Below are 25,647 nucleotides of genomic sequence, written 5' to 3' on the forward strand. Positions count from 1 at the left end.
ACTCCGACGGGAGCAAATCCGTGAAAGACTTATTAAAGTTTCTGAAAGCGCAAACTAAAACCGAAGAGTTTGATGCGATCAAAATTGCTCTGGCCTCGCCAGACATGATCCGTTCATGGTCTTTCGGTGAAGTTAAAAAGCCGGAAACCATCAACTACCGTACGTTCAAACCTGAGCGTGACGGCCTTTTCTGTGCGCGTATTTTCGGGCCAGTAAAAGATTACGAGTGCCTGTGCGGTAAGTACAAGCGCCTGAAACACCGTGGTGTGATCTGTGAGAAGTGCGGCGTTGAAGTGACCCAGACTAAAGTGCGTCGTGAGCGCATGGGCCACATCGAGCTGGCGTCTCCGACTGCCCACATCTGGTTCCTGAAATCTCTGCCGTCCCGTATCGGCCTGCTGCTCGATATGCCACTGCGCGATATCGAACGTGTTCTTTACTTCGAATCCTATGTGGTTATCGAAGGCGGCATGACCAATCTGGAACGTAACCAGATCCTGACCGAAGAGCAGTATCTGGACGCGCTGGAAGAGTTCGGTGACGAATTCGACGCGAAGATGGGTGCGGAAGCGATCCAGGCCCTGCTGAAGAGCATGGATCTGGAGCAAGAGTGCGAGCAGCTGCGTGAAGAGCTGAACGAAACCAACTCCGAAACCAAGCGTAAAAAGCTGACCAAGCGTATCAAACTGCTGGAAGCGTTCGTTCAGTCTGGTAACAAACCAGAGTGGATGATCCTGACCGTTCTGCCGGTTCTGCCGCCAGATCTGCGTCCGCTGGTTCCGCTGGATGGTGGTCGTTTCGCGACGTCTGACCTGAACGATCTCTATCGTCGCGTCATTAACCGTAACAACCGTCTGAAACGTCTGCTGGATCTGGCTGCGCCAGATATCATCGTACGCAACGAAAAACGTATGCTGCAGGAAGCGGTAGATGCCCTGCTGGATAACGGTCGTCGCGGTCGTGCGATCACCGGTTCTAACAAACGTCCTCTGAAATCTTTGGCCGACATGATCAAAGGTAAGCAGGGTCGTTTCCGTCAGAACCTGCTCGGTAAGCGTGTTGACTACTCCGGTCGTTCTGTAATCACCGTAGGTCCATACCTGCGTCTGCATCAGTGCGGTCTGCCGAAGAAAATGGCGCTGGAGCTGTTCAAACCGTTCATCTACGGCAAGCTGGAACTGCGTGGCCTCGCCACCACCATCAAAGCCGCTAAGAAAATGGTTGAGCGTGAAGAAGCTGTCGTTTGGGATATCCTGGACGAAGTGATCCGCGAACACCCGGTACTGCTGAACCGTGCACCAACCCTGCACCGTCTGGGTATCCAGGCATTTGAGCCAGTACTGATCGAAGGTAAAGCTATCCAGCTGCACCCGCTGGTTTGTGCGGCCTATAACGCCGACTTCGATGGTGACCAGATGGCTGTTCACGTACCGCTGACGCTGGAAGCCCAGCTCGAAGCGCGTGCGCTGATGATGTCTACTAACAACATCCTGTCTCCAGCGAACGGTGAACCAATCATCGTTCCTTCTCAGGACGTTGTACTGGGTCTGTACTACATGACCCGTGACTGTGTTAACGCCAAAGGCGAAGGCATGGTGCTGACTGGCCCGAAAGAAGCTGAGCGTATCTATCGCGCTGGCCTGGCCTCTCTGCATGCGCGCGTTAAAGTGCGTATCACCGAATATGAAAAAGATGAAAACGGCGAATTCGTTGCGAAAACCAGTCTGAAAGACACGACCATTGGCCGTGCCATTCTGTGGATGATCGTACCGAAAGGTCTGCCTTTCTCCATCGTCAACCAGGCGCTGGGTAAGAAAGCGATCTCCAAAATGCTGAACACCTGTTACCGCATTCTGGGTCTGAAGCCGACCGTTATCTTCGCTGACCAGACAATGTACACCGGCTTTGCTTATGCAGCGCGTTCAGGTGCATCTGTTGGTATTGATGACATGGTCATCCCAGAGAAGAAACACGAGATCATCTCTGAAGCGGAAGCTGAAGTTGCTGAGATCCAGGAGCAGTTCCAGTCTGGTCTGGTAACCGCAGGCGAACGCTATAACAAAGTTATCGATATCTGGGCAGCGGCGAACGATCGTGTATCCAAAGCGATGATGGACAACCTGCAGACTGAAACGGTAATCAACCGTGAAGGTAAAGAAGAGCAGCAGGTCTCCTTCAACAGCATCTACATGATGGCCGACTCCGGTGCGCGTGGTTCTGCAGCACAGATTCGTCAGCTGGCAGGTATGCGTGGTCTGATGGCGAAGCCAGATGGCTCCATCATCGAAACGCCAATCACCGCGAACTTCCGTGAAGGTCTGAACGTACTCCAGTACTTCATCTCCACGCACGGTGCGCGTAAAGGTCTGGCGGATACCGCACTGAAAACAGCTAACTCCGGTTATCTGACGCGTCGTCTGGTAGACGTTGCGCAGGACCTGGTTGTTACCGAAGACGATTGTGGCACCCTCGAAGGTATCACCATGACCCCGGTTATCGAGGGTGGTGATGTTAAAGAGCCGCTGCGCGATCGCGTACTGGGTCGTGTGACCGCGGAAGACGTTCTGAAGCCGGGCACTGCAGACATTCTGGTTCCACGTAACACCCTGCTGAACGAGCAGTGGTGTGATCTGCTGGAAGTGAACTCTGTTGACTCCGTGAAAGTACGTTCCGTTGTATCCTGTGACACCGACTTTGGTGTATGTGCGCACTGCTATGGTCGTGACCTGGCGCGTGGCCACATCATCAACAAAGGTGAAGCAATCGGTGTTATCGCGGCACAGTCCATCGGTGAACCGGGTACACAGCTGACGATGCGTACGTTCCACATCGGTGGTGCGGCATCTCGTGCGGCTGCTGAATCCAGCATCCAGGTGAAAAACAAAGGTAGCATCAAGCTCAGCAACGCGAAGTCGGTTGTGAACTCCAGCGGTAAACTGGTTATCACGTCCCGTAACACCGAGCTGAAACTGATCGACGAATTCGGTCGTACCAAAGAGAGCTATAAAGTGCCTTACGGTGCGGTAATGGCGAAAGGCGACGGCGAGCAGGTTGCAGGCGGCGAAACCGTAGCAAACTGGGATCCGCACACCATGCCGGTTATCACCGAAGTGGCGGGCTTCATTCGCTTTACCGATATGATCGACGGCCAGACGATTACTCGTCAGACCGACGAACTGACCGGTCTCTCTTCCCTGGTGGTTCTGGACTCTGCAGAACGTACCGCGGGTGGTAAAGATCTGCGTCCAGCACTGAAAATCGTTGATGCTAACGGCAACGACGTTCTGATCCCAGGCACCGATATGCCGGCTCAGTACTTCCTGCCAGGTAAAGCGATTGTCCAGCTGGAAGACGGTATTCAGATCGGCGCGGGTGATGCTCTGGCGCGTATTCCTCAGGAATCCAGCGGTACCAAAGATATCACCGGTGGTCTGCCGCGCGTTGCGGACCTGTTCGAAGCACGTCGTCCGAAAGAGCCGGCAATCCTGGCTGAAATCAGCGGTATTATTTCCTTCGGTAAAGAGACCAAAGGGAAGCGCCGTCTGGTGATCACGCCGCTGGATGGCAGCGATCCGTACGAAGAGATGATTCCAAAATGGCGTCAGCTCAACGTGTTTGAAGGTGAACGTGTAGAACGTGGTGACGTGGTTTCCGACGGTCCGGAAGCACCGCACGACATTCTGCGTCTTCGTGGCGTACACGCGGTAACGCGTTACATCACCAACGAAGTACAGGACGTTTACCGTCTGCAAGGCGTTAAGATCAACGATAAGCACATCGAAGTTATCGTTCGTCAGATGCTGCGTAAAGCCACCATCGTGAATGCCGGTAGCTCCGACTTCCTCGAAGGTGAGCAGGTTGAATACTCTCGCGTTAAGATTGCTAACCGCGATCTGGAAGCGAACGGCAAACTCAGTGCGACCTACGCACGCGATCTGCTGGGTATCACCAAAGCGTCTCTGGCAACCGAGTCCTTCATCTCCGCGGCATCGTTCCAGGAGACCACTCGTGTGCTTACCGAAGCAGCCGTTGCGGGCAAACGCGACGAACTGCGCGGTCTGAAAGAGAACGTTATCGTGGGTCGTCTGATCCCGGCGGGTACCGGTTATGCCTACCACCAGGATCGTATGCGCCGTCGCGCAGCGGGCGAAATCCCTGCTGCACCGCAGGTAACTGCTGAAGATGCCTCTGCCAGCCTGGCAGAGCTGCTGAACGCAGGCCTGGGCGGTTCTGACAACGAGTAATCGTTAAGTCAGCCCATTAAAAAACCCGCTTCGGCGGGTTTTTTTTTGTCTGATGTACGGCAGTCTGGTGCGGTTGTTGCCGGGTGGCGCTACGCTTACCCGGCCTACGGTTCGGTGTTAGTTCACCAGCGGCAAACGGCGATACAGCTCGATCATATCCCCGGCCAGATCCTGAATTACCATCGCGTTCATCAGGTGATCCTGCGAGTGAACGGTGATCAGATTTACCGGCAGCTTGCCGGTGCCTTCATCAAGACCAATCAATTTAGTCTGGATGGAATGCGCCTGTTTGACGAACTCCCGTGACTCTTCCATCGCTTTTTCAGCCTCGGCAAAATCACCTTTTCGCGCCATCTGCAGCGCGGTTAATGCTGAGCTACGGGCTGCACCGGCATTCACCAGCAGTTCCATAATAATCGTTTCTAAATCTTCCATGGCTCACTCCAGCAGTTTAAGGGCTTTTTCCAGTACGGCATCACCTTTCATCATGCCGTAATCCATCATGTCGATAACCGCGACCTTCTTACCCAGCGGTTCCGCCTGGGCCTGAAGATTATTCAGTTCATATTTGACCTGCGGGCCAAGCAACACAATGTCGGCTGCGGCGATTTCATCTTTAAACTCAGCAACCGGTACGGCTTTAATGGTTACGTCGACCCCTTTTTTCTGTGCGGCGTCTTTCATGCGTTGAACCAGCATGCTGGTGGACATTCCCGCTGCACAGCATAAAACGATGTTCTTCATAGTCAGCCCCAATGTACATGTGTTTATTGATAATTATCCCGCACTGTCCGTTACGACAACCGCATTACCGCGATTGTGTGTGAAGCATCACAAAGAAACCTGCATTTTCTGAAACCGGTTACAACTGTTACAGAATGGGGAAGGCAGGGCGAAACGAGGAAGAAGCTTTCCGCCCTGGTCAGCATCCTCTGCTGACGAAACAAGCGTAAAAATCCGGGCGCGTTACAGCAACGGCCCGTTGATGAGGTTACGTGACGCCTCGTAATAACTTCACCGGATTACCGTTTTTTTCAGCCTGATTGCGAGGCGCGTCCCAGCCAGCTGTCCCAGTCTTTCCAGACCGGCTGCAATCCCTGCAGACTGAGCGCCTCGGCGACAGCCTCCGGGCGACGGTTGTCGTGCGGCGCAAACTGCTCCAGCTCGGGATGATCATCGGCATAGCCGCCGGGCTGGGTTTTTGAAAAGGCGCTGACGTTATTAATCGCCAGAGGAATGACGCGATCGCGAAACGCGGGGGATTCCCGGGTGGAGAGCGACAGCTCCACCTCCGGTGCCAGCAGACGAAACGCGCAGATAGTCTGCACCAGCTGGCGTTCATCCATGATCGACGCGGGCTGGATCCCGCCGGCGCAGGGGCGCAGCCGGGGAAAAGAGATTGAATACCGGCTCTGCCAGTAGTGCTGCTGCAGCCACAGCAGATGTTCCGCCACCATAAAGTTATCGACGCGCCAGCTGTCGGAAAGCCCGGTTAGCGCCCCGAGGCCGATCTTGTCGATCCCGGCGCGTCCCAGCCGATCCGGGGTCTCCAGCCGCCAGAAGAAATCCTGCTTTTTACCTTTCAGATGGTGCTGGGCGTATACCGTTTCATGGTAGGTCTCCTGATAGACCAGTACGCCGTCCAGCCCCAGCGTTTTCAGTTCGCCATATTCTGCTTCTGACAGCGGTTGTACTTCCATCTGCAACGAGGCGAACTGGCGGCGAATCGCCGGGATATGGCGGCGAAAATAGTCCATTCCGACCTTGGTCTGGTGCTCACCGGTGACCAGCAGCAGGTGCTCAAACCCCATCTCGCGGATCGCAGCGCACTCCCGGGCAATTTCGTTTTCATCCAGCGTTTTGCGCTTGATGTGGTTGCTCATGGAGAAGCCGCAGTAGGTGCAGTCGTTCGCGCAGAGGTTGGAGAGATAGAGCGGAACATAAAAGCTCACCGTGTTACCAAAGCGCTGGCGGGTCAGCCGCTGGGCTCGCTGCGCCATCGGCTCCAGATAGCCACTGGCGGCGGGGGAGAGCAGGGCCATCATATCTTCGCGGGTAAGCTGGCGGGCGTTTAACGCGCGCTCCACATCCGCAGGAGTTTTACTGTTGATGCGCAGGCGAATATCGTCCCAGTCGAGCTGGCGCCAGCGATCGGTAAAGGTTTTCATGATAACGCCTCCAGAAAGCCGGTTAACGGGCTGGTGGCATGGGCTTCAACGCTCCGGGCGCCGGGGCCAGACTGCCGTGCCAGCACGCCAGCCTCCACCGCCAGACGAAACGCCCGCGCCATCATCACCGGATCGTCCGCGACCGCAATGGCAGTGTTGACCAGTACGGCGTCGGCACCCATCTCCAGCGCCTGCGCGGCGTGGCTGGGTACGCCGATCCCGGCATCGACGATCACCGGCACGGTCGCCTGCTGAATAATGATCTCCAGCATCGCGCGGGTTTCCAGCCCCTGATTGGAGCCTATCGGTGCCCCGAGCGGCATCACTGCCGCACAGCCTGCCTCTTCGAGCCGTTTGCACAGCACCGGATCGGCGCCGCAGTAGGGCAGCACGGTGAATCCCTCTTTCACCAGCATCTCTGCCCCCTTTAGCGTCTCGATGGGATCGGGCAGCAGCCAGCGGGCGTCGGGATGAATCTCCAGTTTGAGCCAGTGCGTTCCCAGCGCCTCGCGCGCCAGTCGGGCCGCGAATAGCGCCTCTTCCGCGGTTTTGGCGCCGGAGGTATTGGGCAGCAGGCTGACGCCCGCCTCCAGCAGCGGCGCCAGAATGGCGTCGTTGTGATTACGCAGATCGACCCGCTTCATGGCCAGCGTCACCAGCTGGCTGCCGCTCTCCCGGATCGCGTCCACCATCAGCTGCGGCGAGGCGAATTTTCCCGTGCCGGTAAACAGATGTGAATCAAAGGTTTTATCAGCAATACGTAACATCTTAGCCTCCGGCAATCACCTGAAAGAGCAGGATCTGATCGCCTTCGCGCACCTGCTGTTTTTCCCACTGCTCGCGCGGCAGGATCTGTTGATTCAGGGCCAGCGCGACCCCGGGTTTTAACTGGCATAGCTGGGAGAGCAGGGTGGCGACGGTCAATCCCTCCACGCACTGCATCGGTTCGTCGTTAAACAGGATCCGCATGCCGCCCTCCACACACCTGGCATCCGCTGGCGTGCTGCAAAGCCAGCTGCCGCCAGCTTCCCGCCCGGGCGTCGAACAGGCGTAGCGTATTGCGCGTGGCCTCGATGCCGCTGAGCAGCTTGATCGCCTCCAGCGCCTGCAGGGTGCCCATCACGCCAACCACCGGCCCGACAATACCCGCGGTGCGGCAGTTACGCTGCGGCTCTTCATCATCCGGCCACAGGCAGCGGTAGCAGCCCTGGGTCCAGGGGGGCGTGAGCACCATCATCTGTCCGCCAAAGCCCACGGCGCTGGCGGTGATAAGTGGCGTATTGAGCATCACACAGGCGGCATTGATCGCCTGACGGGTAGCCATGTTATCGGTGCAGTCCAGCACCACGTCGGCGCGAGCAATCTCCTCCTGCAGCGCGCTGCCTGCCAGGCGGGTCTGCAGGGCGATCAGCCGGATGTCGGGATTAAGCTGCTGCAGGCGACGCTCTGTCACCTGCGCTTTTGGCTGGGCGATATCGTCGGTGGTAAAGAGGATCTGGCGCTGCAAATTACTCAGATGCACCTCATCATTGTCGGCCAGCACCAGGGTGCCGATCCCGGCGCCGGCCAGGTAGAGCGCCGCCGGGGCGCCTAACCCGCCCAGGCCGACCACCAGCACCCGGCTGGCGAGCAGCTTTTGCTGCCCGTCGATGGCGATATCTTCCAGCAGGATCTGGCGGCTGTAGCGCATAAAGTCACGGTCATTCATCGCCCGCCCCCGCCAGTTGCAATAGCTGTGTTGTCGCCGCCTGCCAGTCGTCGGCCTGAGTAATGGCGCTCACCACCGCGATGCTCCCTACACCGGTCGCCAGAACCGCGGGCGCACGTTCGAGACTGATACCGCCGATGGCGACGGTGGGGTAATCCCCGAGCCGGTCGATATGGCGGGCCAGCTGTTCCAGCCCCTGCGGGGCCGATGGCATCTGCTTGGTTTGGGTCGGGAAAACGTGCCCCAGCGCGATGTAGGAGGGACGCGCCGCCAGCGCCACGTCGATCTCCATATCGTCGTGGGTCGACACGCCGAGACGCAACCCGGCAGCCCGAATGGCCTCAAGCTCGGTGGTCTCCAGATCCTCCTGGCCCAGATGGACACCGTAAGCCTGGTGCTTGATCGCCAGGCGCCAGTAGTCATTGATAAACAGGCGGGCGTCGTAGCGACGCCCCAGAGCAATGGCCGTGATGACGTCGGCTTCTACCTCATCGTCCTGTTTATCTTTAATGCGCAGCTGGATCGTCTTTACGCCCGCAGCGAGCAGGCGTTCGATCCACGCCACGCTGTCGACCACCGGATAGAGCCCCAGATGAAAGGGCACCGGCGGAAAGTTGGGTTGATACATTACGCCTCCTCTTTTTTGAGGTAGATTTCGCCGCCCCGGGCGCGGAAGGTTTCCGACATATCGGCCATGCCCACTTCGATGGTCTGCGCGGCGGCGTAGTCACGTACCTCCTGGCTGATTTTCATCGAGCAGAATTTTGGCCCGCACATGGAGCAGAAGTGCGCCACTTTGCCGGACTCCTGCGGCAGGGTTTCGTCGTGGTAGGCGCGGGCGGTGAACGGGTCGAGGGCGAGGTTGAACTGATCTTCCCAGCGGAACTCGAAGCGCGCTTTTGACATGGCGTTATCGCGGATCTGCGCCCCCGGATGGCCCTTCGCCAGATCGGCAGCGTGGGCGGCAATTTTGTAGGTGATCAGCCCCTGCTTTACATCCTCTTTGTTTGGCAGGCCGAGGTGCTCTTTCGGCGTGACGTAGCAGAGCATGGCGCAGCCGAACCAGCCGATCATCGCCGCGCCAATCCCCGAGGTGAAGTGGTCATAACCCGGTGCGATATCGGTGGTCAACGGCCCCAGGGTATAGAACGGCGCTTCGTGGCAGTGCTCCAGCTCTTCGGTCATGTTGCGGCGGATCATCTGCATCGGCACGTGGCCCGGGCCTTCGATCATCACCTGCACGTCATACTCCCAGGCGATTTTGGTCAGCTCGCCCAGGGTGTGCAGCTCGGCAAACTGCGCCTCGTCGTTGGCATCGCGAATGGAGCCCGGACGCAGGCCATCGCCCAGCGACAGCGACACGTCGTACGCGGCGCAGATCTCGCAGATTTCGCGGAAGTGTTCATAGAGGAAGTTTTCCCGATGGTGGGAGAGGCACCATTTCGCCATGATTGAACCGCCGCGGGAGACGATACCGGTCAGGCGCTTAGCCGTCATCGGCACGTAGCGCAGCAGCACGCCGGCGTGGATGGTGAAGTAGTCGACGCCTTGCTCGGCCTGCTCCAGCAGGGTATCCCGGAAGGCCTCCCAGGTGAGATCTTCGGCGATGCCGTTCACTTTCTCCAGCGCCTGGTAGATGGGCACCGTACCAATGGGCACCGGGCTGTTACGCAGGATCCACTCGCGGGTTTCGTGAATATAGCGCCCGGTAGAGAGGTCCATCACCGTGTCCGCGCCCCAGCGGGTCGACCAGACCAGTTTCTCCACCTCCTCTTCGATAGACGAGGTGACCGCTGAGTTACCGATGTTGGCATTCACTTTCACCAGGAAGTTACGGCCGATAATCATCGGCTCCGACTCCGGGTGGTTAATGTTGGCCGGGATAATGGCGCGCCCGGCAGCGACTTCGTCACGGACAAACTCCGGGGTGATGTTCTCCGGCAGGCGGGCACCAAACCCTTCGCCCGGATGCTGGTGGCGCAGCACGTCGGTACGGATGCGCTCGCGGCCCATGTTTTCGCGAATGGCGATAAACTCCATCTCCGGGGTTACGATCCCCTGACGGGCGTAGTGCAGCTGGGTGACGCATTTGCCCGCTCTGGCACGTTTCGGCGTAAGAAGGCCGGTGAAGCGCAGCTCGTCCAGACCATCATCGGCCAGGCGCTCCCGGGTGTAAGCTGAGCTTTGTTCGGTTAGCGCTTCGCAATCGTTACGTGCGTCAATCCAGGGTTGGCGCAGTTTCGCCAGCCCCTGCTGCACGTTGATGGTTATCGCCGGATCGCCGTACGGGCCGGACGTGTCGTAGACCGGCACTGCTTCGTTCTCTTCAAACTGGGGAGCCTCTTTGCTGCCGCCGACGAGCGTCGGACTGAGCTGGATCTCGCGCATGGGCACGCGAATATCCTCCCGGGAACCGGTCAGATAGATGCGTTTTGAGTTAGGGAAAGCGGTGCCTTCCAGGGTGTCGATAAAGTGTTGGGCTTGTGCGCGCTGTTCGCGGCGGGTCAATTTTGTGGCAGACATAGCTCGTTCCAGAAAGTGAGGAAGTGGCTTGTCAGACGACGGATGAAGCAAGAGAGGATCGCCCGGCGGCGATACATGAACAGATTGACTCTTGTTCCCTTCGCAGGTTTTAACCTGATCAGGTTCCGCGGATCCCGAATTAACGGTCTCAGCCCGGCTTTCGCACTGGGCACTCCGACAAGAATGTGCTCCCCTACAGCGGGAGCAGTAAATGTAAATTACGCGTTAACGATAAATAACTCAAGCCGGTCGGGTGACGTTATCTTCGTTACTCGCTTTCAAATTGTGATCCAGCGCAAGGGCGATCAGGTTGTCTTCCAGCGTAAACCGCTGCTCCAGCGCCTCGCCGATATCAGAGAGGGCCTGCTGAAATTCCAGATAATTATCCTGATCGATGGCATTCTCGAGCGTGGAGTCGTAATAATCCATGATTTGCTGGGTATTGGCTTCCAGCAGAGGATAGAGTTTGGTGGCCGCTAAAAACGGGCTGTTACCTTCCATTTCACCGATAATACGCTCATAAATATTGAAATGGCCGTTAGAAAGGTAATCGACCAGGCTCTGACAGAAATCGTCCAGCGCTTTTTCGTTCAGGCGCATATAGGACTCTTTGCCCGGTTTAATGCCAACAAGGTTGTAGTAGGCAACAAGCAGATGTTTCCGCACGTGCAGCCAGCGATCGACCAGGTTGTTACATCCGCCAACGCGTTCTGTCAGGTTTTCTAGCTGGTTTAGCATGTTTGACTCCGCAAGGTTAAGATTAAATTCTGCCCGCCCAAAATGTAATAGTATTGTTACCAACATGCCTGTGAAGCAAAGGTAGTGCAATAGATATGGATCGTATAATTGAAAAATCGGATCGCGGCTGGTGGTTAGTCAGCCATGAACAAAAATTATGGTTGCCCGGTGGTGAATTACCACATGGCGAGGCCGGAAATTTCGATCTTGCGGGTCAACCCGCACTTAATATCGGGGAGTGGCAGGGCGATCCTGTGTGGTTGATCCAACAAAATCGCCGTCACGATATGGGATCGGTACGCCAGGTGCTCGATCTTGATGTGGGTCTGTTCCAGCTGGCCGGACGTGCTGTGCAGTTGGCCGAGTTTTATCGCTCGCATAAATACTGCGGCTACTGTGGTCACACCATGCACCCAAGCAAAACCGAGTGGGCCATGCTCTGCGGCCACTGCCGCGAACGTTACTACCCGCAAATCGCGCCGTGCATCATCGTCGCCATTCGTCGTGAAGAGACTATCCTGCTGGCGCAACACACGCGTCATCGTAACGGGGTGCATACCGTGCTGGCCGGGTTTGTCGAAGTGGGCGAAACGCTGGAGCAGGCTGTCGCCCGGGAAGTGATGGAAGAGAGCGGCATCAAGGTGAAGAACCTGCGCTATGTCACCTCCCAGCCGTGGCCGTTCCCGCAGTCGTTGATGACCGCTTTTATGGCCGAATATGACAGCGGCGAGATCGTCATCGACCCGAAAGAGCTGCTGTCAGCCGACTGGTATCGCTACGACGATTTACCGCTGCTCCCGCCGCCAGGCACCGTGGCGCGTCGCCTGATAGAAGATACCGTGGCAATGTGTCGGGCCGACTATGAATGACGTGATACACTGGGGACAAGACGCTTAAGGAACTGCAAAAATGACCGAACTGAAGAACGATCGTTATCTGCGTGCGCTGCTGCGCCAACCCGTTGATGTCACCCCGGTATGGATGATGCGCCAGGCGGGTCGCTATCTACCGGAATATAAAGCCACCCGGGCGCAGGCAGGCGATTTCATGTCCCTGTGCAAAAACGCGGAGCTGGCCTGTGAGGTAACGCTTCAGCCGCTGCGCCGCTACCCGCTGGACGCGGCGATCCTCTTCTCCGACATCCTGACCATCCCGGACGCGATGGGGCTTGGCCTGTACTTCGAAACCGGCGAAGGCCCGCGCTTTAGCTCGCCGATTAAGAGCAAAGCGGAGATCGACAACCTGCCTGTCCCGGACCCGGAGCAGGAACTCGGTTATGTGATGAACGCGGTGCGCACCATTCGCCGCGAGCTGAAAGGCGACGTGCCGCTGATTGGGTTCTCCGGCAGCCCGTGGACCCTGGCGACCTACATGGTCGAAGGGGGCAGCAGCAAAGCCTTTACCGTGATCAAGAAGATGATGTACGCCGATCCGCTGGCGCTCCATGCTCTGCTCGACAAGCTGGCGAAAAGCGTCACCCTCTATCTGAATGCCCAGATCAAAGCGGGCGCTCAGTCGGTGATGATCTTCGACACCTGGGGTGGGGTACTGACGGGTCGCGACTATCAGCAGTTCTCGCTCTACTACATGCATAAAATCGTTGATGGCCTGCTGCGTGAAAACGAAGGCCGTCGCGTGCCGGTAACGCTGTTCACCAAAGGCGGCGGCCAGTGGCTGGAGGCGATGGCAGAAACCGGCTGTGATGCGCTGGGCCTCGACTGGACCACCGATATTGCCGATGCCCGCCGCCGCGTGGGTGACAAAGTCGCCCTGCAAGGCAACATGGATCCGTCTATGCTGTATGCTCCGGCCGCCCGAATTGAAGAAGAAGTCGCGACCATTTTGGCGGGCTTCGGTCAGGGCGAGGGCCATGTCTTTAACCTGGGGCACGGTATTCATCAGGATGTACCGCCAGAGCATGCAGGCGTGTTTGTGGAGGCGGTGCACCGACTTTCTGCCCAGTACCACCCGTAAGGAGTCGTTATGGATCTTGCGTCACTTCGCGCTCAACAACTTAAACTCGCTGCGTCTGTATCCCGTGAGGATCGTCTGGATAAAGACCCACCCTCGCTGATTGCGGGGGCCGATGTGGGGTTTGAGCAGGGGGGAGAGGTGACGCGGGCGGCGATAGTGCTGCTGACGTACCCCGACCTGGAACTGGTTGAGTATCAGGTGGCGCGGATCGCCACTACCATGCCGTATATCCCCGGCTTCCTCTCTTTTCGTGAATATCCCGCGCTGCTGGCGGCGTGGGATCAGCTCTCGCAAAGACCCGATCTGCTGTTCGTTGACGGGCATGGCATCTCCCACCCGCGCCGTCTCGGCGTCGCCAGCCATTTTGGGCTGCTGGTGGATGTCCCGACCATCGGCGTGGCGAAAAAACGCCTCTGCGGTAAGTTTGATCCCCTGTCGCCCGAACCCGGCGCGCTGGCACCGTTAATGGATAAAGGCGAACAGCTGGCGTGGGTCTGGCGCAGCAAAGCCCGGTGTAATCCACTGTTCGTCGCCACCGGCCATCGCGTCAGTACCGACACCGCGCTGGCGTGGGTGCAGCGCTGTATGCGGGGCTACCGGCTACCGGAGCCGACCCGCTGGGCCGATGCGGTAGCGTCCGGGCGTCCGGCGTTTGTTCGTTGGCAGGAAATTCAGCGCTGAATCAGGTAAACTGCGGCCAATTTTCGATTCGAGACATCATCATGTTACAAAACCCGATTCACCTGCGCCTTGAGAAGCTGGAAAGCTGGCAGCACGTCACATTTATGGCCTGTCTGTGCGAACGTATGTATCCGAACTATGCCATGTTCTGCAAGCAGACCGAATTTGGTGATGGTCAACTCTATCGTCGTATTCTCGATCTGGTGTGGGAAACGCTGACGGTTAAAGATGCGAAGGTAAACTTCGACTCCCAGCTCGATAAGCTGGAAGAGGCGATCCCGGTTGCCGATGACTATGATGTCTATGGCGTCTATCCGGCAATTGATGCCTGTGTAGCGCTAAGTGAACTGATTCACTCGCGTCTGAGTGGTGAAACGCTGGAACATGCCATCGAAGTCAGTAAGGCCTCTATTACTACCGTAGCGATGCTGGAGATGACCCAGGAAGGGCGTGAAATGACCGATGAAGAGCTCCGTCTGAACCCGGCCATTGAGCAGGAATGGGACATCCAGTGGGAAATTTTCCGTTTGCTGGCGGAGTGCGAAGAACGCGATATCGAACTGATTAAAGGTCTACGCGCAGACTTGCGTGAGGCAGGCGAGAGTAACATTGGTATAAATCTTAACCAGTGAGACAACAAAACGTGATTTAACGCCTGTTTTGTCATGCCTCTACTCTTCCCTTCTGCCCCCCGTCTGGTCTACATTTGGGGGGCGAAAAAAAGTGGCTATCGGTGCGTGTATGCAGGAGAGTGCTTTTTTGGCATTTTCGTCGCACTCGATGCTTAGCAAGCGATAAACACATTGAAAGGATAACTTATGAACAAGACTCAACTGATTGATGTAATTGCGGACAAAGCTGACCTGTCTAAAGTACAGGCTAAAGCTGCTCTGGAATCCACCCTGGCTGCAATTACTGAGTCTCTGAAAGAAGGCGATGCTGTACAACTGGTAGGTTTCGGTACCTTCAAAGTGAACCACCGCGCTGAGCGTACTGGCCGCAACCCGCAGACCGGTAACGAAATCAAAATCGCTGCAGCTAACGTGCCAGCATTTGTTTCTGGCAAAGCACTGAAAGACGCAGTTAAGTAAGCCGCGTAGCAGTGAACAGTTTTATCGAGGGGGCGGTTTCGCCCCTTTTGTCTGTCTGGCGCCAGGTGACGGTGCTGGCAGGCATATTTGTATTAACCGCCTGTAGCCATGACTCCTCCCTGCCGCCTTTTACCGCCAGCGGCTACGCTGACGATCAGGGCGCGGTACGCGTCTGGCGTAAAGATTCAGATGACGAAGTGCATCTCCTCTCCGCGTTTAGCCCCTGGCACAGCGGCAGTACCACCACCAGTGAATATCGCTGGCAGGGCGATACGCTCGTCTGGATCGACGTAAACATCTACAGCAAAGTCCCCGAGCATGTGCGGGTACGCTTTGACGACCACGGTGAGCTGAGCTTTATGCAGCACGAAACCGGTGGCCTTAAACAGCAACTCTCTACCGATCAAATCGAGCTTTACCGCTACCGCGCCGCGCAGATTCGCCAGACCAGCGACGCGCTGCGACAGGGAAGGGTCGTGCTACATCAGGGGCGCTGGCATGTTGACGGCTCCGTGACAACGTGTGAAGGCCAGACCCTGAAGCCGGATCTCGATAGCTGGGCAACGGAACATATTGCACGCCGGCAGAGTCACTCCTCCATGGCAGTGAGCGTGGCGTGGCTGGAAGCGCCTGAAGGATCACAGCTGCTGCTGGTGGCGAACGAAGATTTTTGTACCTGGCAGCCGACAGAGAAGAGTTTCTGAAAATCCCCCTCCCTTGCGGGAGAGGGACTGGTGAAGGGGGGAGTTACTTCCCTTGCTCGCGCGCAATGGCGCGGTAACCAATATCGTTACGGCTGAAGCTACCGTTCCAGTGAATATCCGCCATCAGGGCATAGGCGCGTTGCTGCGCTTCTGCGACGGTGTTGCCCAGCGCCGTGGCGCACAGGACGCGGCCACCGTTAGTCAGCACGCGTTCGTCATCGGAGAGCTTAGTCCCCGCATGGAATACCTTCGCGCCTTCGATGGCTTCCAGCGGCAGGCCGTGGATCTCATCGCCGGTGTTGTAGTTGCCCGGATAACCGCCCGCCGCAATTACCACGCCCAGAGAAGCACGCTCATCCCACTCCGAGCGCTTTTCGTCCAGCTTGCCTTCGCAGGCCGCCAGGCACAGCTCCACCAGATCGGATTTCATGCGCAGCATGATTGGCTGCGTTTCTGGGTCGCCAAAGCGGCAGTTGAACTCGATAACCTTCGGGTTGCCCTGTTTGTCGATCATCAGGCCAGCATAGAGGAAACCAGTGTAGGTATTGCCTTCCGCCGCCATTCCTTTAACGGTAGGCCAGATGATGCGGTCCATGGTGCGCTGGTGAACTTCATCCGTCACCACAGGAGCAGGGGAGTAAGCCCCCATCCCGCCGGTATTCGGGCCGGTATCGGCATCGCCAACGCGCTTATGATCCTGGCTGGTGGCCATCGGCAGCACATGCTCGCCGTCGACCATGACGATAAAGCTCGCCTCTTCGCCATCAAGAAACTCTTCGATAACGATACGGTGGCCTGCATCACCAAAAGCGTTACCTGCCAGCATATCCTGAACGGCAGCTTCTGCTTCTTCGAGCGTCATCGCCACGATAACGCCTTTACCCGCTGCCAGACCGTCGGCTTTGATCACAATCGGCGCGCCTTTTTCACGTAAGTAGGCCAGCGCGGGCTCCACTTCGGTGAAGTTCTGATATTCCGCGGTCGGAATGTTGTGACGCGCGAGGAAATCTTTGGTGAAGGCTTTGGAGCCTTCGAGCTGCGCGGCGCCTTCGGTCGGGCCGAAGATGGTCAGGCCCGCGGCACGGAATGCGTCTACCACGCCAATGACCAGCGGCGCTTCCGGACCCACAATGGTCAGATCGATTTTTTCACTCTGGGCAAAGCTCAGCAGCGCCGGGATATCGGTTACGCCGATAGCGACGTTCTGCAGGGTAGGCTCCAGGGCGGTACCGGCGTTACCCGGTGCCACAAAGACGGTTTCAACCTGCGCAGACTGCGCCGCTTTCCACGCCAGGGCGTGCTCGCGCCCGCCGTTACCAATCACTAATACTTTCATTCTCTGCTCCGGGAATTAATGGCGGAAATGACGCATGTCGGTGAAGATCATCGCGATGCCATGTTCATCGGCGGCGGCAATGACTTCGTCGTCGCGGATTGAGCCGCCAGGCTGGATCACGCAGGTGATGCCCACTGCCGCAGCTGCATCGATACCGTCACGGAACGGGAAGAACGCGTCGGACGCCATGGCGGAGCCTTTAACTTCCAGACCTTCGTCGCCCGCTTTAATCCCGGCGATTTTCGCAGAGTAAACGCGGCTCATCTGGCCCGCGCCTATACCGATGGTCATGTTCTCTTTCGCATAGACGATGGCGTTGGATTTCACGAACTTCGCCACTTTCCAGCAGAACAGCGCGTCACGCAGCTCCTGCTCCGTAGGCTGACGTTTGGTGACGACACGCAGATCTTTCTCGCTGACCATGCCCAGGTCACGATCCTGAACCAGCAGGCCACCGTTCACACGCTTGAAGTCGAGACCCGGAACGCGTTCCGCCCACTGACCGCAGACCAGCACGCGCACGTTCTGTTTTGTCGCGGTGATTTTCAGGGCGTCTTCGGTGGCCGAAGGGGCAATAATCACTTCAACAAACTGACGGGAGATGATCGCCTGAGCGGTTTCGGCATCCAGCTCGCGGTTAAACGCGATAATGCCGCCAAACGCTGAGGTCGGGTCAGTTTTGTACGCACGATCGTAAGCATCCAGAATAGAGGTGCTTACCGCGACGCCGCATGGGTTCGCATGCTTCACGATAACGCAGGCGGGCTCGCTGAACTCTTTCACGCACTCCAGTGCCGCGTCGGTATCCGCAATGTTGTTATAGGAGAGTGCTTTACCCTGCACCTGCTGCGCAGTGGCAACGGAGGCTTCTTTTACCTCTTCTTCTATATAGAAGGCAGCCTGCTGGTGGCTGTTCTCGCCGTAGCGCATATCCTGCTTCTTAATGAAGTTGAGGTTTAAGGTGCGGGAGAAGCGACCAGAGGGATCTTTGCTTTCGCCATGGTAGGCAGGGACCAGACTACCGAAGTAGTTGGCGATCATGCTGTCGTAAGCGGCGGTATGTTCAAAGGCCTTAATGGCGAGGTCGAAACGGGTCTCGAGATTCAGTGAGCCTTCGTTGGCATCCATCTCTTTAATAATGGCGTCGTAGTCGCTGCTCTTTACGACGATGGCCACATCCTTATGGTTCTTGGCGGCGGAGCGCACCATGGTCGGCCCACCGATATCGATATTCTCTACCGCATCCTCCAGAGAGCAGCCTTCACGGGCAACGGTCTGGGCGAATGGATAAAGGTTAACAATCACCATGTCGATTGGCGCAATCCCGTGCTGATCCATAATGCCGTCATCCTGACCGCGACGTCCCAGAATGCCGCCGTGGACTTTCGGGTGCAGGGTTTTGACGCGTCCATCCATCATTTCCGGGAAGCCGGTGTAATCAGACACTTCGGTTACCGGCAGGCCTTTATCTGCTAACAGGCGAGCAGTACCGCCTGTGGACAGCAGCTCTACGCCACGTGCAGAAAGTGCCTGAGCGAATTCAACGATACCGGCTTTATCAGAAACACTGAGCAGAGCGCGGCGGATTGGACGACGTTGTTGCATGGTAAATCCCCTGGATTTGACGATTACAGAGAGCGTTAGGTGAATTTTCCCGATAAAAACTCAACTAACACACCTGGCGGGGCGCTTTATTTAGCGCGAGCATTTTAACGAAAACGTTTGCGCAACGCTCGCACATTTTCACTTTTTCGTCACGTTGTGGATAAGTCTGTGTGTAATCAGGTATAAGGCGGGCTTTTGCTGGGGAATGCAGCAGTCAGTCATTTTTATGACATTTAAGGGTTGCGGGCGGCGGAGAACTCCCTATAATGCGCCTCCATCGACACGGCAGATGTGAATCACTTCACACAAACAGCCGGGCCGGTTGAGGAGAAAAGCGAAAATAATCGCTTGACTCTGAAAGAGGAAAGCGTAATATACGCCACCTCGCAACGGTGAGCGAAAGCCGCGTTGCACTGCTCTTTAACAATTTATCAGACAATCTGTGTGGGCACTCAAAGTGACATGGATTCTTAACGTCCTCGGACGAAAAATGAATACCAAGTCTCTGAGTGAACACGTAATTCATTACGAAGTTTAATTCACGAGCATCAAACTTAAATTGAAGAGTTTGATCATGGCTCAGATTGAACGCTGGCGGCAGGCCTAACACATGCAAGTCGAACGGTAGCACAGAGAGCTTGCTCTCGGGTGACGAGTGGCGGACGGGTGAGTAATGTCTGGGAAACTGCCTGATGGAGGGGGATAACTACTGGAAACGGTAGCTAATACCGCATAACGTCGCAAGACCAAAGAGGGGGACCTTCGGGCCTCTTGCCATCGGATGTGCCCAGATGGGATTAGCTAGTAGGTGGGGTAATGGCTCACCTAGGCGACGATCCCTAGCTGGTCTGAGAGGATGACCAGCCACACTGGAACTGAGACACGGTCCAGACTCCTACGGGAGGCAGCAGTGGGGAATATTGCACAATGGGCGCAAGCCTGATGCAGCCATGCCGCGTGTATGAAGAAGGCCTTCGGGTTGTAAAGTACTTTCAGCGAGGAGGAAGGCATTGTGGTTAATAACCACAGTGATTGACGTTACTCGCAGAAGAAGCACCGGCTAACTCCGTGCCAGCAGCCGCGGTAATACGGAGGGTGCAAGCGTTAATCGGAATTACTGGGCGTAAAGCGCACGCAGGCGGTCTGTTAAGTCAGATGTGAAATCCCCGGGCTCAACCTGGGAACTGCATTTGAAACTGGCAGGCTTGAGTCTTGTAGAGGGGGGTAGAATTCCAGGTGTAGCGGTGAAATGCGTAGAGATCTGGAGGAATACCGGTGGCGAAGGCGGCCCCCTGGACAAAGACTGACGCTCAGGTGCGAAAGCGTGGGGAGCAAACAGGATTAGATACCCTGGTAGTCCACGCCGTAAACGATGTCGACTTGGAGGTTGTGCCCTTGAGGCGTGGCTTCCGGAGCTAACGCGTTAAGTCGACCGCCTGGGGAGTACGGCCGCAAGGTTAAAACTCAAATGAATTGACGGGGGCCCGCACAAGCGGTGGAGCATGTGGTTTAATTCGATGCAACGCGAAGAACCTTACCTACTCTTGACATCCAGAGAACTTGCCAGAGATGGCTTGGTGCCTTCGGGAACTCTGAGACAGGTGCTGCATGGCTGTCGTCAGCTCGTGTTGTGAAATGTTGGGTTAAGTCCCGCAACGAGCGCAACCCTTATCCTTTGTTGCCAGCGGCTAGGCCGGGAACTCAAAGGAGACTGCCAGTGATAAACTGGAGGAAGGTGGGGATGACGTCAAGTCATCATGGCCCTTACGAGTAGGGCTACACACGTGCTACAATGGCGCATACAAAGAGAAGCGACCTCGCGAGAGCAAGCGGACCTCATAAAGTGCGTCGTAGTCCGGATTGGAGTCTGCAACTCGACTCCATGAAGTCGGAATCGCTAGTAATCGTAGATCAGAATGCTACGGTGAATACGTTCCCGGGCCTTGTACACACCGCCCGTCACACCATGGGAGTGGGTTGCAAAAGAAGTAGGTAGCTTAACCTTCGGGAGGGCGCTTACCACTTTGTGATTCATGACTGGGGTGAAGTCGTAACAAGGTAACCGTAGGGGAACCTGCGGTTGGATCACCTCCTTACCTTAAAGAACCTGCCTTTGTAGTGCTCACACAGATTGTCTGATGAATGATGAACTTCTGAATGTACTTTTGAGTGCATTAAGAAGTTTTGCTCTTTAAAAATCTGGATCAAGCTGAAAATTGAAACGACACACTGTGTCTGTTCTCCGTAATAAGAACAGATAAAGGTGTGTTCGAGTCTCTCAAATTTTCACAACACGAAGTGAAACAGCTTCGGGTTGTGAGGTTAAGCGACTAAGCGTACACGGTGGATGCCCTGGCAGTCAGAGGCGATGAAGGACGTGCTAATCTGCGAAAAGCGCCGGCGAGGTGATATGAACCCTTGACCCGGCGATGTCCGAATGGGGAAACCCAGTGTGATTCGTCACACTATCGTTAGCTGAATACATAGGCTAACGAGGCGAACCGGGGGAACTGAAACATCTAAGTACCCCGAGGAAAAGAAATCAACCGAGATTCCCCCAGTAGCGGCGAGCGAACGGGGAGCAGCCCGGAGTCTGAATCAGCTTGTGTGTTAGTGGAAGCGTCTGGAAAGTCGCAGGGTACAGGGTGATACTCCCGTACACGAAAGCACACTTGCTGTGAACTCGAAGAGTAGGGCGGGACACGTGGTATCCTGTCTGAATATGGGGGGACCATCCTCCAAGGCTAAATACTCCTGACTGACCGATAGTGAACCAGTACCGTGAGGGAAAGGCGAAAAGAACCCCGGCGAGGGGAGTGAAAAAGAACCTGAAACCGTGTACGTACAAGCAGTGGGAGCACCTTCGGGTGTGACTGCGTACCTTTTGTATAATGGGTCAGCGACTTATATTCTGTAGCAAGGTTAACCGTATAGGGGAGCCGAAGGGAAACCGAGTCTTAACTGGGCGTTAAGTTGCAGGGTATAGACCCGAAACCCGGTGATCTAGCCATGGGCAGGTTGAAGGTTGGGTAACACTAACTGGAGGACCGAACCGACTAATGTTGAAAAATTAGCGGATGACCTGTGGCTGGGGGTGAAAGGCCAATCAAACCGGGAGATAGCTGGTTCTCCCCGAAAGCTATTTAGGTAGCGCCTCGTGAACTCATCCTCGGGGGTAGAGCACTGTTTCGGCTAGGGGGCCATCCCGGCTTACCAACCCGATGCAAACTGCGAATACCGGGGAATGTTATCACGGGAGACACACGGCGGGTGCTAACGTCCGTCGTGAAGAGGGAAACAACCCAGACCGCCAGCTAAGGTCCCAAAGTCATGGTTAAGTGGGAAACGATGTGGGAAGGCACAGACAGCCAGGATGTTGGCTTAGAAGCAGCCATCATTTAAAGAAAGCGTAATAGCTCACTGGTCGAGTCGGCCTGCGCGGAAGATGTAACGGGGCTAAACCATGCACCGAAGCTGCGGCAGCGACACTTATGTGTTGTTGGGTAGGGGAGCGTTCTGTAAGCCTGCGAAGGTGTGCTGTGAGGCATGCTGGAGGTATCAGAAGTGCGAATGCTGACATAAGTAACGATAAAGCGGGTGAAAAGCCCGCTCGCCGGAAGACCAAGGGTTCCTGTCCAACGTTAATCGGGGCAGGGTGAGTCGACCCCTAAGGCGAGGCCGAAAGGCGTAGTCGATGGGAAACAGGTTAATATTCCTGTACTCGGTGTTACTGCGAAGGGGGGACGGAGAAGGCTATGTTGGCCGGGCGACGGTTGTCCCGGTTTAAGCATGTAGGCGGAGGTTCCAGGTAAATCCGGTACCTTTTTAACGCTGAGGTGTGATGACGAGGCACTACGGTGCTGAAGCAACAAATGCCCTGCTTCCAGGAAAAGCCTCTAAGCATCAGGTAACACCAAATCGTACCCCAAACCGACACAGGTGGTCAGGTAGAGAATACCAAGGCGCTTGAGAGAACTCGGGTGAAGGAACTAGGCAAAATGGTGCCGTAACTTCGGGAGAAGGCACGCTGATATGTAGGTGAAGCCCCTGCGGGTGGAGCTGAAATCAGTCGAAGATACCAGCTGGCTGCAACTGTTTATTAAAAACACAGCACTGTGCAAACACGAAAGTGGACGTATACGGTGTGACGCCTGCCCGGTGCCGGAAGGTTAATTGATGGGGTTAGCGGCAACGCGAAGCTCTTGATCGAAGCCCCGGTAAACGGCGGCCGTAACTATAACGGTCCTAAGGTAGCGAAATTCCTTGTCGGGTAAGTTCCGACCTGCACGAATGGCGTAATGATGGCCAGGCTGTCTCCACCCGAGACTCAGTGAAATTGAAATCGCTGTGAAGATGCAGTGTACCCGCGGCAAGACGGAAAGACCCCGTGAACCTTTACTATAGCTTGACACTGAACACTGGTCCTTGATGTGTAGGATAGGTGGGAGGCTTTGAAGCGTGGACGCCAGTCTGCGTGGAGCCGTCCTTGAAATACCACCCTTTAATGGCTGGTGTTCTAACGTAGACCCGTAATCCGGGTTGCGGACAGTGTCTGGTGGGTAGTTTGACTGGGGCGGTCTCCTCCTAAAGAGTAACGGAGGAGCACGAAGGTCAGCTAATCCTGGTCGGACATCAGGAGGTTAGTGCAATGGCATAAGCTGGCTTGACTGCGAGAGTGACGGCTCGAGCAGGTGCGAAAGCAGGTCATAGTGATCCGGTGGTTCTGTATGGAAGGGCCATCGCTCAACGGATAAAAGGTACTCCGGGGATAACAGGCTGATACCGCCCAAGAGTTCATATCGACGGCGGTGTTTGGCACCTCGATGTCGGCTCATCACATCCTGGGGCTGAAGTAGGTCCCAAGGGTATGGCTGTTCGCCATTTAAAGTGGTACGCGAGCTGGGTTTAGAACGTCGTGAGACAGTTCGGTCCCTATCTGCCGTGGGCGCTGGAGAATTGAGGGGGGCTGCTCCTAGTACGAGAGGACCGGAGTGGACGCATCACTGGTGTTCGGGTTGTCATGCCAATGGCACTGCCCGGTAGCTAAATGCGGAAGAGATAAGTGCTGAAAGCATCTAAGCACGAAACTTGCCCCGAGATGAGTTCTCCCTGACCCTTTGAGGGTCCTGAAGGAACGTTGAAGACGACGACGTTGATAGGCCGGGTGTGTAAGCGCAGCGATGCGTTGAGCTAACCGGTACTAATGAACCGTGAGGCTTAACCTTACAACGCCGAAGCTGTTTCGGTGGGTTTGAGAAAATTTTCAGCATTGATTCAGAGTTAAGTACACAATAGTTTGCGCAGCAGCAAGGCGGCAAGCGAAGGAAAGGAAGGAGCATACTGAAGTATGTGACTGACTTTACGAGCGCGGCCAACGCGGCTGATGCGATAAAGTATTGCGTACAGAGCACCAAGAATTTGCCTGGCGGCTGTAGCGCGGTGGTCCCACCTGACCCCATGCCGAACTCAGAAGTGAAACGCCGTAGCGCCGATGGTAGTGTGGGGTCTCCCCATGCGAGAGTAGGGAACTGCCAGGCATCAATTAAAGCCGAAAGCCCATCCTCACGGATGGGCTTTTTGCGTTGGGCGTTAAAAAAGCCGGGTGGCGGCTTCGCCTTACCCGGCCTACGGCTATCCCTTTCTTGAAACTTTCTCACCTTTCACATGCAGACTCGACATTTGCCCGATTCCTGGTTATTGTCAGCTATCTGGATGTCTAAACGTTTATACGTATGCTGTGAGGATGTAAGGTTATGCCGATTCGGGTGCAGGACGAGCTACCAGCCGTCAATTTCTTGCGTGAAGAAAATGTCTTTGTCATGACGGCTTCGCGCGCTACAGGTCAGGAAATTCGCCCTTTGAAGGTGCTTATCCTGAACCTGATGCCAAAGAAGATTGAGACGGAAAATCAGTTCCTCCGCTTGCTCTCAAACTCCCCGCTGCAGGTCGATATTCAGCTGCTGCGTATTGATGCGCGCGAGTCCCGTAATACGCCTTCTGAGCATCTCAATAACTTCTACTGCAACTTTGAAGATATCCGTAACGAGAACTTTGATGGCTTGATCGTTACCGGTGCGCCGCTTGGCCTGGTTGAATTCAACGACGTGGCCTACTGGCCGCAAATCAAGCAGGTGCTGGAGTGGGCCAAAGATCATGTCACTTCAACCCTGTTCGTCTGCTGGGCGGTCCAGGCGGCGCTCAACATTCTGTACGGCATCCCTAAACAAACCCGTACCGAAAAGCTCTCTGGTGTCTATGAGCATCATATTCTGCATCCTCATGCGCTGCTGACTCGCGGGTTTGATGACTCCTTCCTGGCGCCGCATTCGCGCTATGCCGATTTCCCGGCTGCATTGATTCGTGACTACACCGATCTTGAGATCCTCGCGGAAACCGAAGAGGGCGATGCCTATCTGTTTGCCAGCAAAGACAAGCGTATTGCCTTTGTCACCGGTCATCCGGAATACGATCCCGATACCCTGGCGAGCGAATATTTCCGCGATGTGGAAGCGGGTTTAAATCCGGACGTACCGTACAACTATTTCCCCCAAAACGATCCGCAAAACAAACCGCGTGCCACCTGGCGCAGCCACGGCAATCTGCTGTTTACCAACTGGCTTAACTACTACGTCTATCAGATCACGCCGTACGATCTGCGCCACATGAATCCGACCCTGGATTAATCTTCTGACGATCCTCATCCTGTAGCGTTTCAGCTCTCCAGTTAAGGCACCTTTGGGTGCCTTTTTTATTTCCGAAATTAACTCCGTCTGTAGATATATTTTTAAACCCATCTTTATCAGTAAGTTACATAGCATTTTAATTAAAAATGGAAATTGTTTTTGATTTTATCGTAGAGCGAGATAGTCTTAACT

Annotated in this window: 19 protein-coding genes, 3 rRNA genes and 1 riboswitch; of the genes, 11 read left to right on the top strand and 11 right to left on the bottom strand. The window is 55.8% G+C overall.

Features of this window, described 5'->3' with window-relative positions:
• Nucleotides 1-20 precede the first annotated feature (20 nt).
• Entirely contained in the window at nucleotides 21-4,244 is a 4,224-nt protein-coding gene (gene rpoC / locus C2U54_RS05925; protein WP_103177802.1) for a DNA-directed RNA polymerase subunit beta', read from the top strand.
• Between the two features lie 117 nt (nucleotides 4,245-4,361).
• Here rpoC and C2U54_RS05930 read toward each other — a convergent pair whose 3' ends face one another.
• The 9 genes from C2U54_RS05930 to rsd form a co-directional block, all read right to left on the bottom strand.
• Entirely contained in the window at nucleotides 4,362-4,679 is a 318-nt protein-coding gene (locus C2U54_RS05930; RefSeq protein WP_039028884.1) for a PTS lactose/cellobiose transporter subunit IIA, read from the bottom strand.
• Between the two features lie 3 nt (nucleotides 4,680-4,682).
• Nucleotides 4,683-4,988 (bottom strand): PTS sugar transporter subunit IIB, encoded by a 306-nt coding sequence (locus C2U54_RS05935; protein WP_103177803.1) that lies wholly within the window; start codon nucleotides 4,986-4,988, stop codon nucleotides 4,683-4,685.
• A 290-nt stretch (nucleotides 4,989-5,278) separates the two neighbouring features.
• A complete protein-coding gene (gene thiH / locus C2U54_RS05940; protein WP_103177804.1) occupies nucleotides 5,279-6,412 on the bottom strand; it encodes a 2-iminoacetate synthase ThiH in 1,134 nt (377 codons plus the stop codon).
• Entirely contained in the window at nucleotides 6,409-7,179 is a 771-nt protein-coding gene (thiG, locus tag C2U54_RS05945) for a thiazole synthase (protein ID WP_103177805.1), read from the bottom strand. Before thiG ends, thiH begins: the two co-directional genes overlap by 4 nt.
• Before the next feature lies 1 nt (nucleotide 7,180).
• Nucleotides 7,181-7,381 (bottom strand): sulfur carrier protein ThiS, encoded by a 201-nt coding sequence (gene thiS, locus C2U54_RS05950; protein ID WP_103177806.1) that lies wholly within the window; start codon nucleotides 7,379-7,381, stop codon nucleotides 7,181-7,183.
• A complete protein-coding gene (locus C2U54_RS05955; protein WP_103177807.1) occupies nucleotides 7,365-8,120 on the bottom strand; it encodes a HesA/MoeB/ThiF family protein in 756 nt (251 codons plus the stop codon). The genes thiS and C2U54_RS05955 overlap by 17 nt, the downstream gene beginning before the upstream one ends.
• Nucleotides 8,113-8,748, bottom strand: a complete 636-nt coding sequence (thiE, locus tag C2U54_RS05960; RefSeq protein WP_103177808.1) for a thiamine phosphate synthase — start codon at nucleotides 8,746-8,748, stop codon at nucleotides 8,113-8,115. Before thiE ends, C2U54_RS05955 begins: the two co-directional genes overlap by 8 nt.
• Nucleotides 8,748-10,643 carry a phosphomethylpyrimidine synthase ThiC gene (gene thiC / locus C2U54_RS05965; RefSeq protein ID WP_103177809.1) on the bottom strand — a complete coding sequence of 632 codons (1,896 nt, stop codon included), beginning with the start codon at nucleotides 10,641-10,643 and terminating at the stop codon, nucleotides 8,748-8,750. Before thiC ends, thiE begins: the two co-directional genes overlap by 1 nt.
• Nucleotides 10,644-10,721: 78 nt before the next feature.
• Nucleotides 10,722-10,830: riboswitch (TPP riboswitch) on the bottom strand.
• A gap of 53 nt (nucleotides 10,831-10,883) precedes the next feature.
• On the bottom strand, nucleotides 10,884-11,381 hold the full coding sequence (gene rsd / locus C2U54_RS05970; protein WP_103177810.1) for a sigma D regulator: 498 nt from the start codon (nucleotides 11,379-11,381) through the stop codon (nucleotides 10,884-10,886).
• A 95-nt stretch (nucleotides 11,382-11,476) separates the two neighbouring features.
• Here rsd and nudC point away from each other — a divergent pair, with 95 nt between their 5' ends.
• The 6 genes from nudC (at nucleotide 11,477) to C2U54_RS06000 (ending at nucleotide 15,831) form a co-directional block, all read left to right on the top strand.
• Nucleotides 11,477-12,250 (top strand): NAD(+) diphosphatase, encoded by a 774-nt coding sequence (gene nudC, locus C2U54_RS05975; RefSeq protein ID WP_103177811.1) that lies wholly within the window; start codon nucleotides 11,477-11,479, stop codon nucleotides 12,248-12,250.
• Nucleotides 12,251-12,290: 40 nt separating this feature from the next.
• Nucleotides 12,291-13,355: a uroporphyrinogen decarboxylase gene (gene hemE, locus C2U54_RS05980; protein ID WP_103177812.1), complete on the top strand. Its 1,065-nt coding sequence runs from the start codon at nucleotides 12,291-12,293 to the stop codon at nucleotides 13,353-13,355.
• A 9-nt stretch (nucleotides 13,356-13,364) separates the two neighbouring features.
• Entirely contained in the window at nucleotides 13,365-14,036 is a 672-nt protein-coding gene (gene nfi, locus C2U54_RS05985; RefSeq protein WP_103177813.1) for a deoxyribonuclease V, read from the top strand.
• 41 nt (nucleotides 14,037-14,077) lie between these two features.
• A complete protein-coding gene (locus C2U54_RS05990; RefSeq protein WP_103177814.1) occupies nucleotides 14,078-14,668 on the top strand; it encodes a YjaG family protein in 591 nt (196 codons plus the stop codon).
• 186 nt (nucleotides 14,669-14,854) lie between these two features.
• Nucleotides 14,855-15,127 (top strand): nucleoid-associated protein HU-alpha, encoded by a 273-nt coding sequence (hupA, locus tag C2U54_RS05995; protein ID WP_032615913.1) that lies wholly within the window; start codon nucleotides 14,855-14,857, stop codon nucleotides 15,125-15,127.
• An 11-nt stretch (nucleotides 15,128-15,138) separates the two neighbouring features.
• Complete coding sequence (locus tag C2U54_RS06000; protein ID WP_103177815.1) at nucleotides 15,139-15,831, top strand: DUF1481 domain-containing protein; 693 nt, start codon at nucleotides 15,139-15,141, stop codon at nucleotides 15,829-15,831.
• Between the two features lie 43 nt (nucleotides 15,832-15,874).
• On the opposite strand, the gene purD is transcribed toward C2U54_RS06000, so the two are convergent.
• Nucleotides 15,875-17,167 (bottom strand): phosphoribosylamine--glycine ligase, encoded by a 1,293-nt coding sequence (gene purD / locus C2U54_RS06005; protein ID WP_103177816.1) that lies wholly within the window; start codon nucleotides 17,165-17,167, stop codon nucleotides 15,875-15,877.
• Between the two features lie 15 nt (nucleotides 17,168-17,182).
• Entirely contained in the window at nucleotides 17,183-18,772 is a 1,590-nt protein-coding gene (gene purH / locus C2U54_RS06010; RefSeq protein ID WP_103177817.1) for a bifunctional phosphoribosylaminoimidazolecarboxamide formyltransferase/IMP cyclohydrolase, read from the bottom strand.
• 556 nt (nucleotides 18,773-19,328) lie between these two features.
• On the opposite strand from purH, the gene C2U54_RS06015 reads away from it, so the two are divergent.
• The 4 genes from C2U54_RS06015 (at nucleotide 19,329) to metA (ending at nucleotide 25,455) form a co-directional block, all read left to right on the top strand.
• Nucleotides 19,329-20,868: ribosomal RNA gene (locus tag C2U54_RS06015) — 16S ribosomal RNA — on the top strand.
• A gap of 224 nt (nucleotides 20,869-21,092) precedes the next feature.
• Nucleotides 21,093-23,997 (top strand): 23S ribosomal RNA (locus C2U54_RS06020).
• A gap of 196 nt (nucleotides 23,998-24,193) precedes the next feature.
• Nucleotides 24,194-24,309, top strand: a 5S ribosomal RNA gene (gene rrf, locus C2U54_RS06025).
• The 16S, 23S and 5S rRNA genes sit together here, the layout of an rRNA operon.
• 216 nt (nucleotides 24,310-24,525) lie before the next feature.
• Nucleotides 24,526-25,455, top strand: a complete 930-nt coding sequence (metA, locus tag C2U54_RS06030; protein WP_103177818.1) for a homoserine O-acetyltransferase MetA — start codon at nucleotides 24,526-24,528, stop codon at nucleotides 25,453-25,455.
• Nucleotides 25,456-25,647 lie beyond the last annotated feature (192 nt).

The sequence above is a fragment of the Leclercia sp. LSNIH1 genome, from assembly GCF_002902985.1.
In the GTDB taxonomy this organism is placed as follows: domain Bacteria; phylum Pseudomonadota; class Gammaproteobacteria; order Enterobacterales; family Enterobacteriaceae; genus Enterobacter.

Bases quoted from the DNA above. Each gene is read 5' to 3' on its own strand.
- C2U54_RS05930 (WP_039028884.1), bottom strand. From the start codon at position 4,679: ATGGAAGATTTAGAAACGATTATTATGGAACTGCTGGTGAATGCCGGT.
- C2U54_RS05935 (WP_103177803.1), bottom strand. From the start codon at position 4,988: ATGAAGAACATCGTTTTATGCTGTGCAGCGGGAATGTCCACCAGCATG.
- thiH (WP_103177804.1), bottom strand. From the start codon at position 6,412: ATGAAAACCTTTACCGATCGCTGGCGCCAGCTCGACTGGGACGATATT.
- thiG (WP_103177805.1), bottom strand. From the start codon at position 7,179: ATGTTACGTATTGCTGATAAAACCTTTGATTCACATCTGTTTACCGGC.
- thiS (WP_103177806.1), bottom strand. From the start codon at position 7,381: ATGCGGATCCTGTTTAACGACGAACCGATGCAGTGCGTGGAGGGATTG.
- C2U54_RS05955 (WP_103177807.1), bottom strand. From the start codon at position 8,120: ATGAATGACCGTGACTTTATGCGCTACAGCCGCCAGATCCTGCTGGAA.
- thiE (WP_103177808.1), bottom strand. From the start codon at position 8,748: ATGTATCAACCCAACTTTCCGCCGGTGCCCTTTCATCTGGGGCTCTAT.
- thiC (WP_103177809.1), bottom strand. From the start codon at position 10,643: ATGTCTGCCACAAAATTGACCCGCCGCGAACAGCGCGCACAAGCCCAA.
- rsd (WP_103177810.1), bottom strand. From the start codon at position 11,381: ATGCTAAACCAGCTAGAAAACCTGACAGAACGCGTTGGCGGATGTAAC.
- nudC (WP_103177811.1), top strand. From the start codon at position 11,477: ATGGATCGTATAATTGAAAAATCGGATCGCGGCTGGTGGTTAGTCAGC.
- hemE (WP_103177812.1), top strand. From the start codon at position 12,291: ATGACCGAACTGAAGAACGATCGTTATCTGCGTGCGCTGCTGCGCCAA.
- nfi (WP_103177813.1), top strand. From the start codon at position 13,365: ATGGATCTTGCGTCACTTCGCGCTCAACAACTTAAACTCGCTGCGTCT.
- C2U54_RS05990 (WP_103177814.1), top strand. From the start codon at position 14,078: ATGTTACAAAACCCGATTCACCTGCGCCTTGAGAAGCTGGAAAGCTGG.
- hupA (WP_032615913.1), top strand. From the start codon at position 14,855: ATGAACAAGACTCAACTGATTGATGTAATTGCGGACAAAGCTGACCTG.
- purD (WP_103177816.1), bottom strand. From the start codon at position 17,167: ATGAAAGTATTAGTGATTGGTAACGGCGGGCGCGAGCACGCCCTGGCG.
- purH (WP_103177817.1), bottom strand. From the start codon at position 18,772: ATGCAACAACGTCGTCCAATCCGCCGCGCTCTGCTCAGTGTTTCTGAT.
- metA (WP_103177818.1), top strand. From the start codon at position 24,526: ATGCCGATTCGGGTGCAGGACGAGCTACCAGCCGTCAATTTCTTGCGT.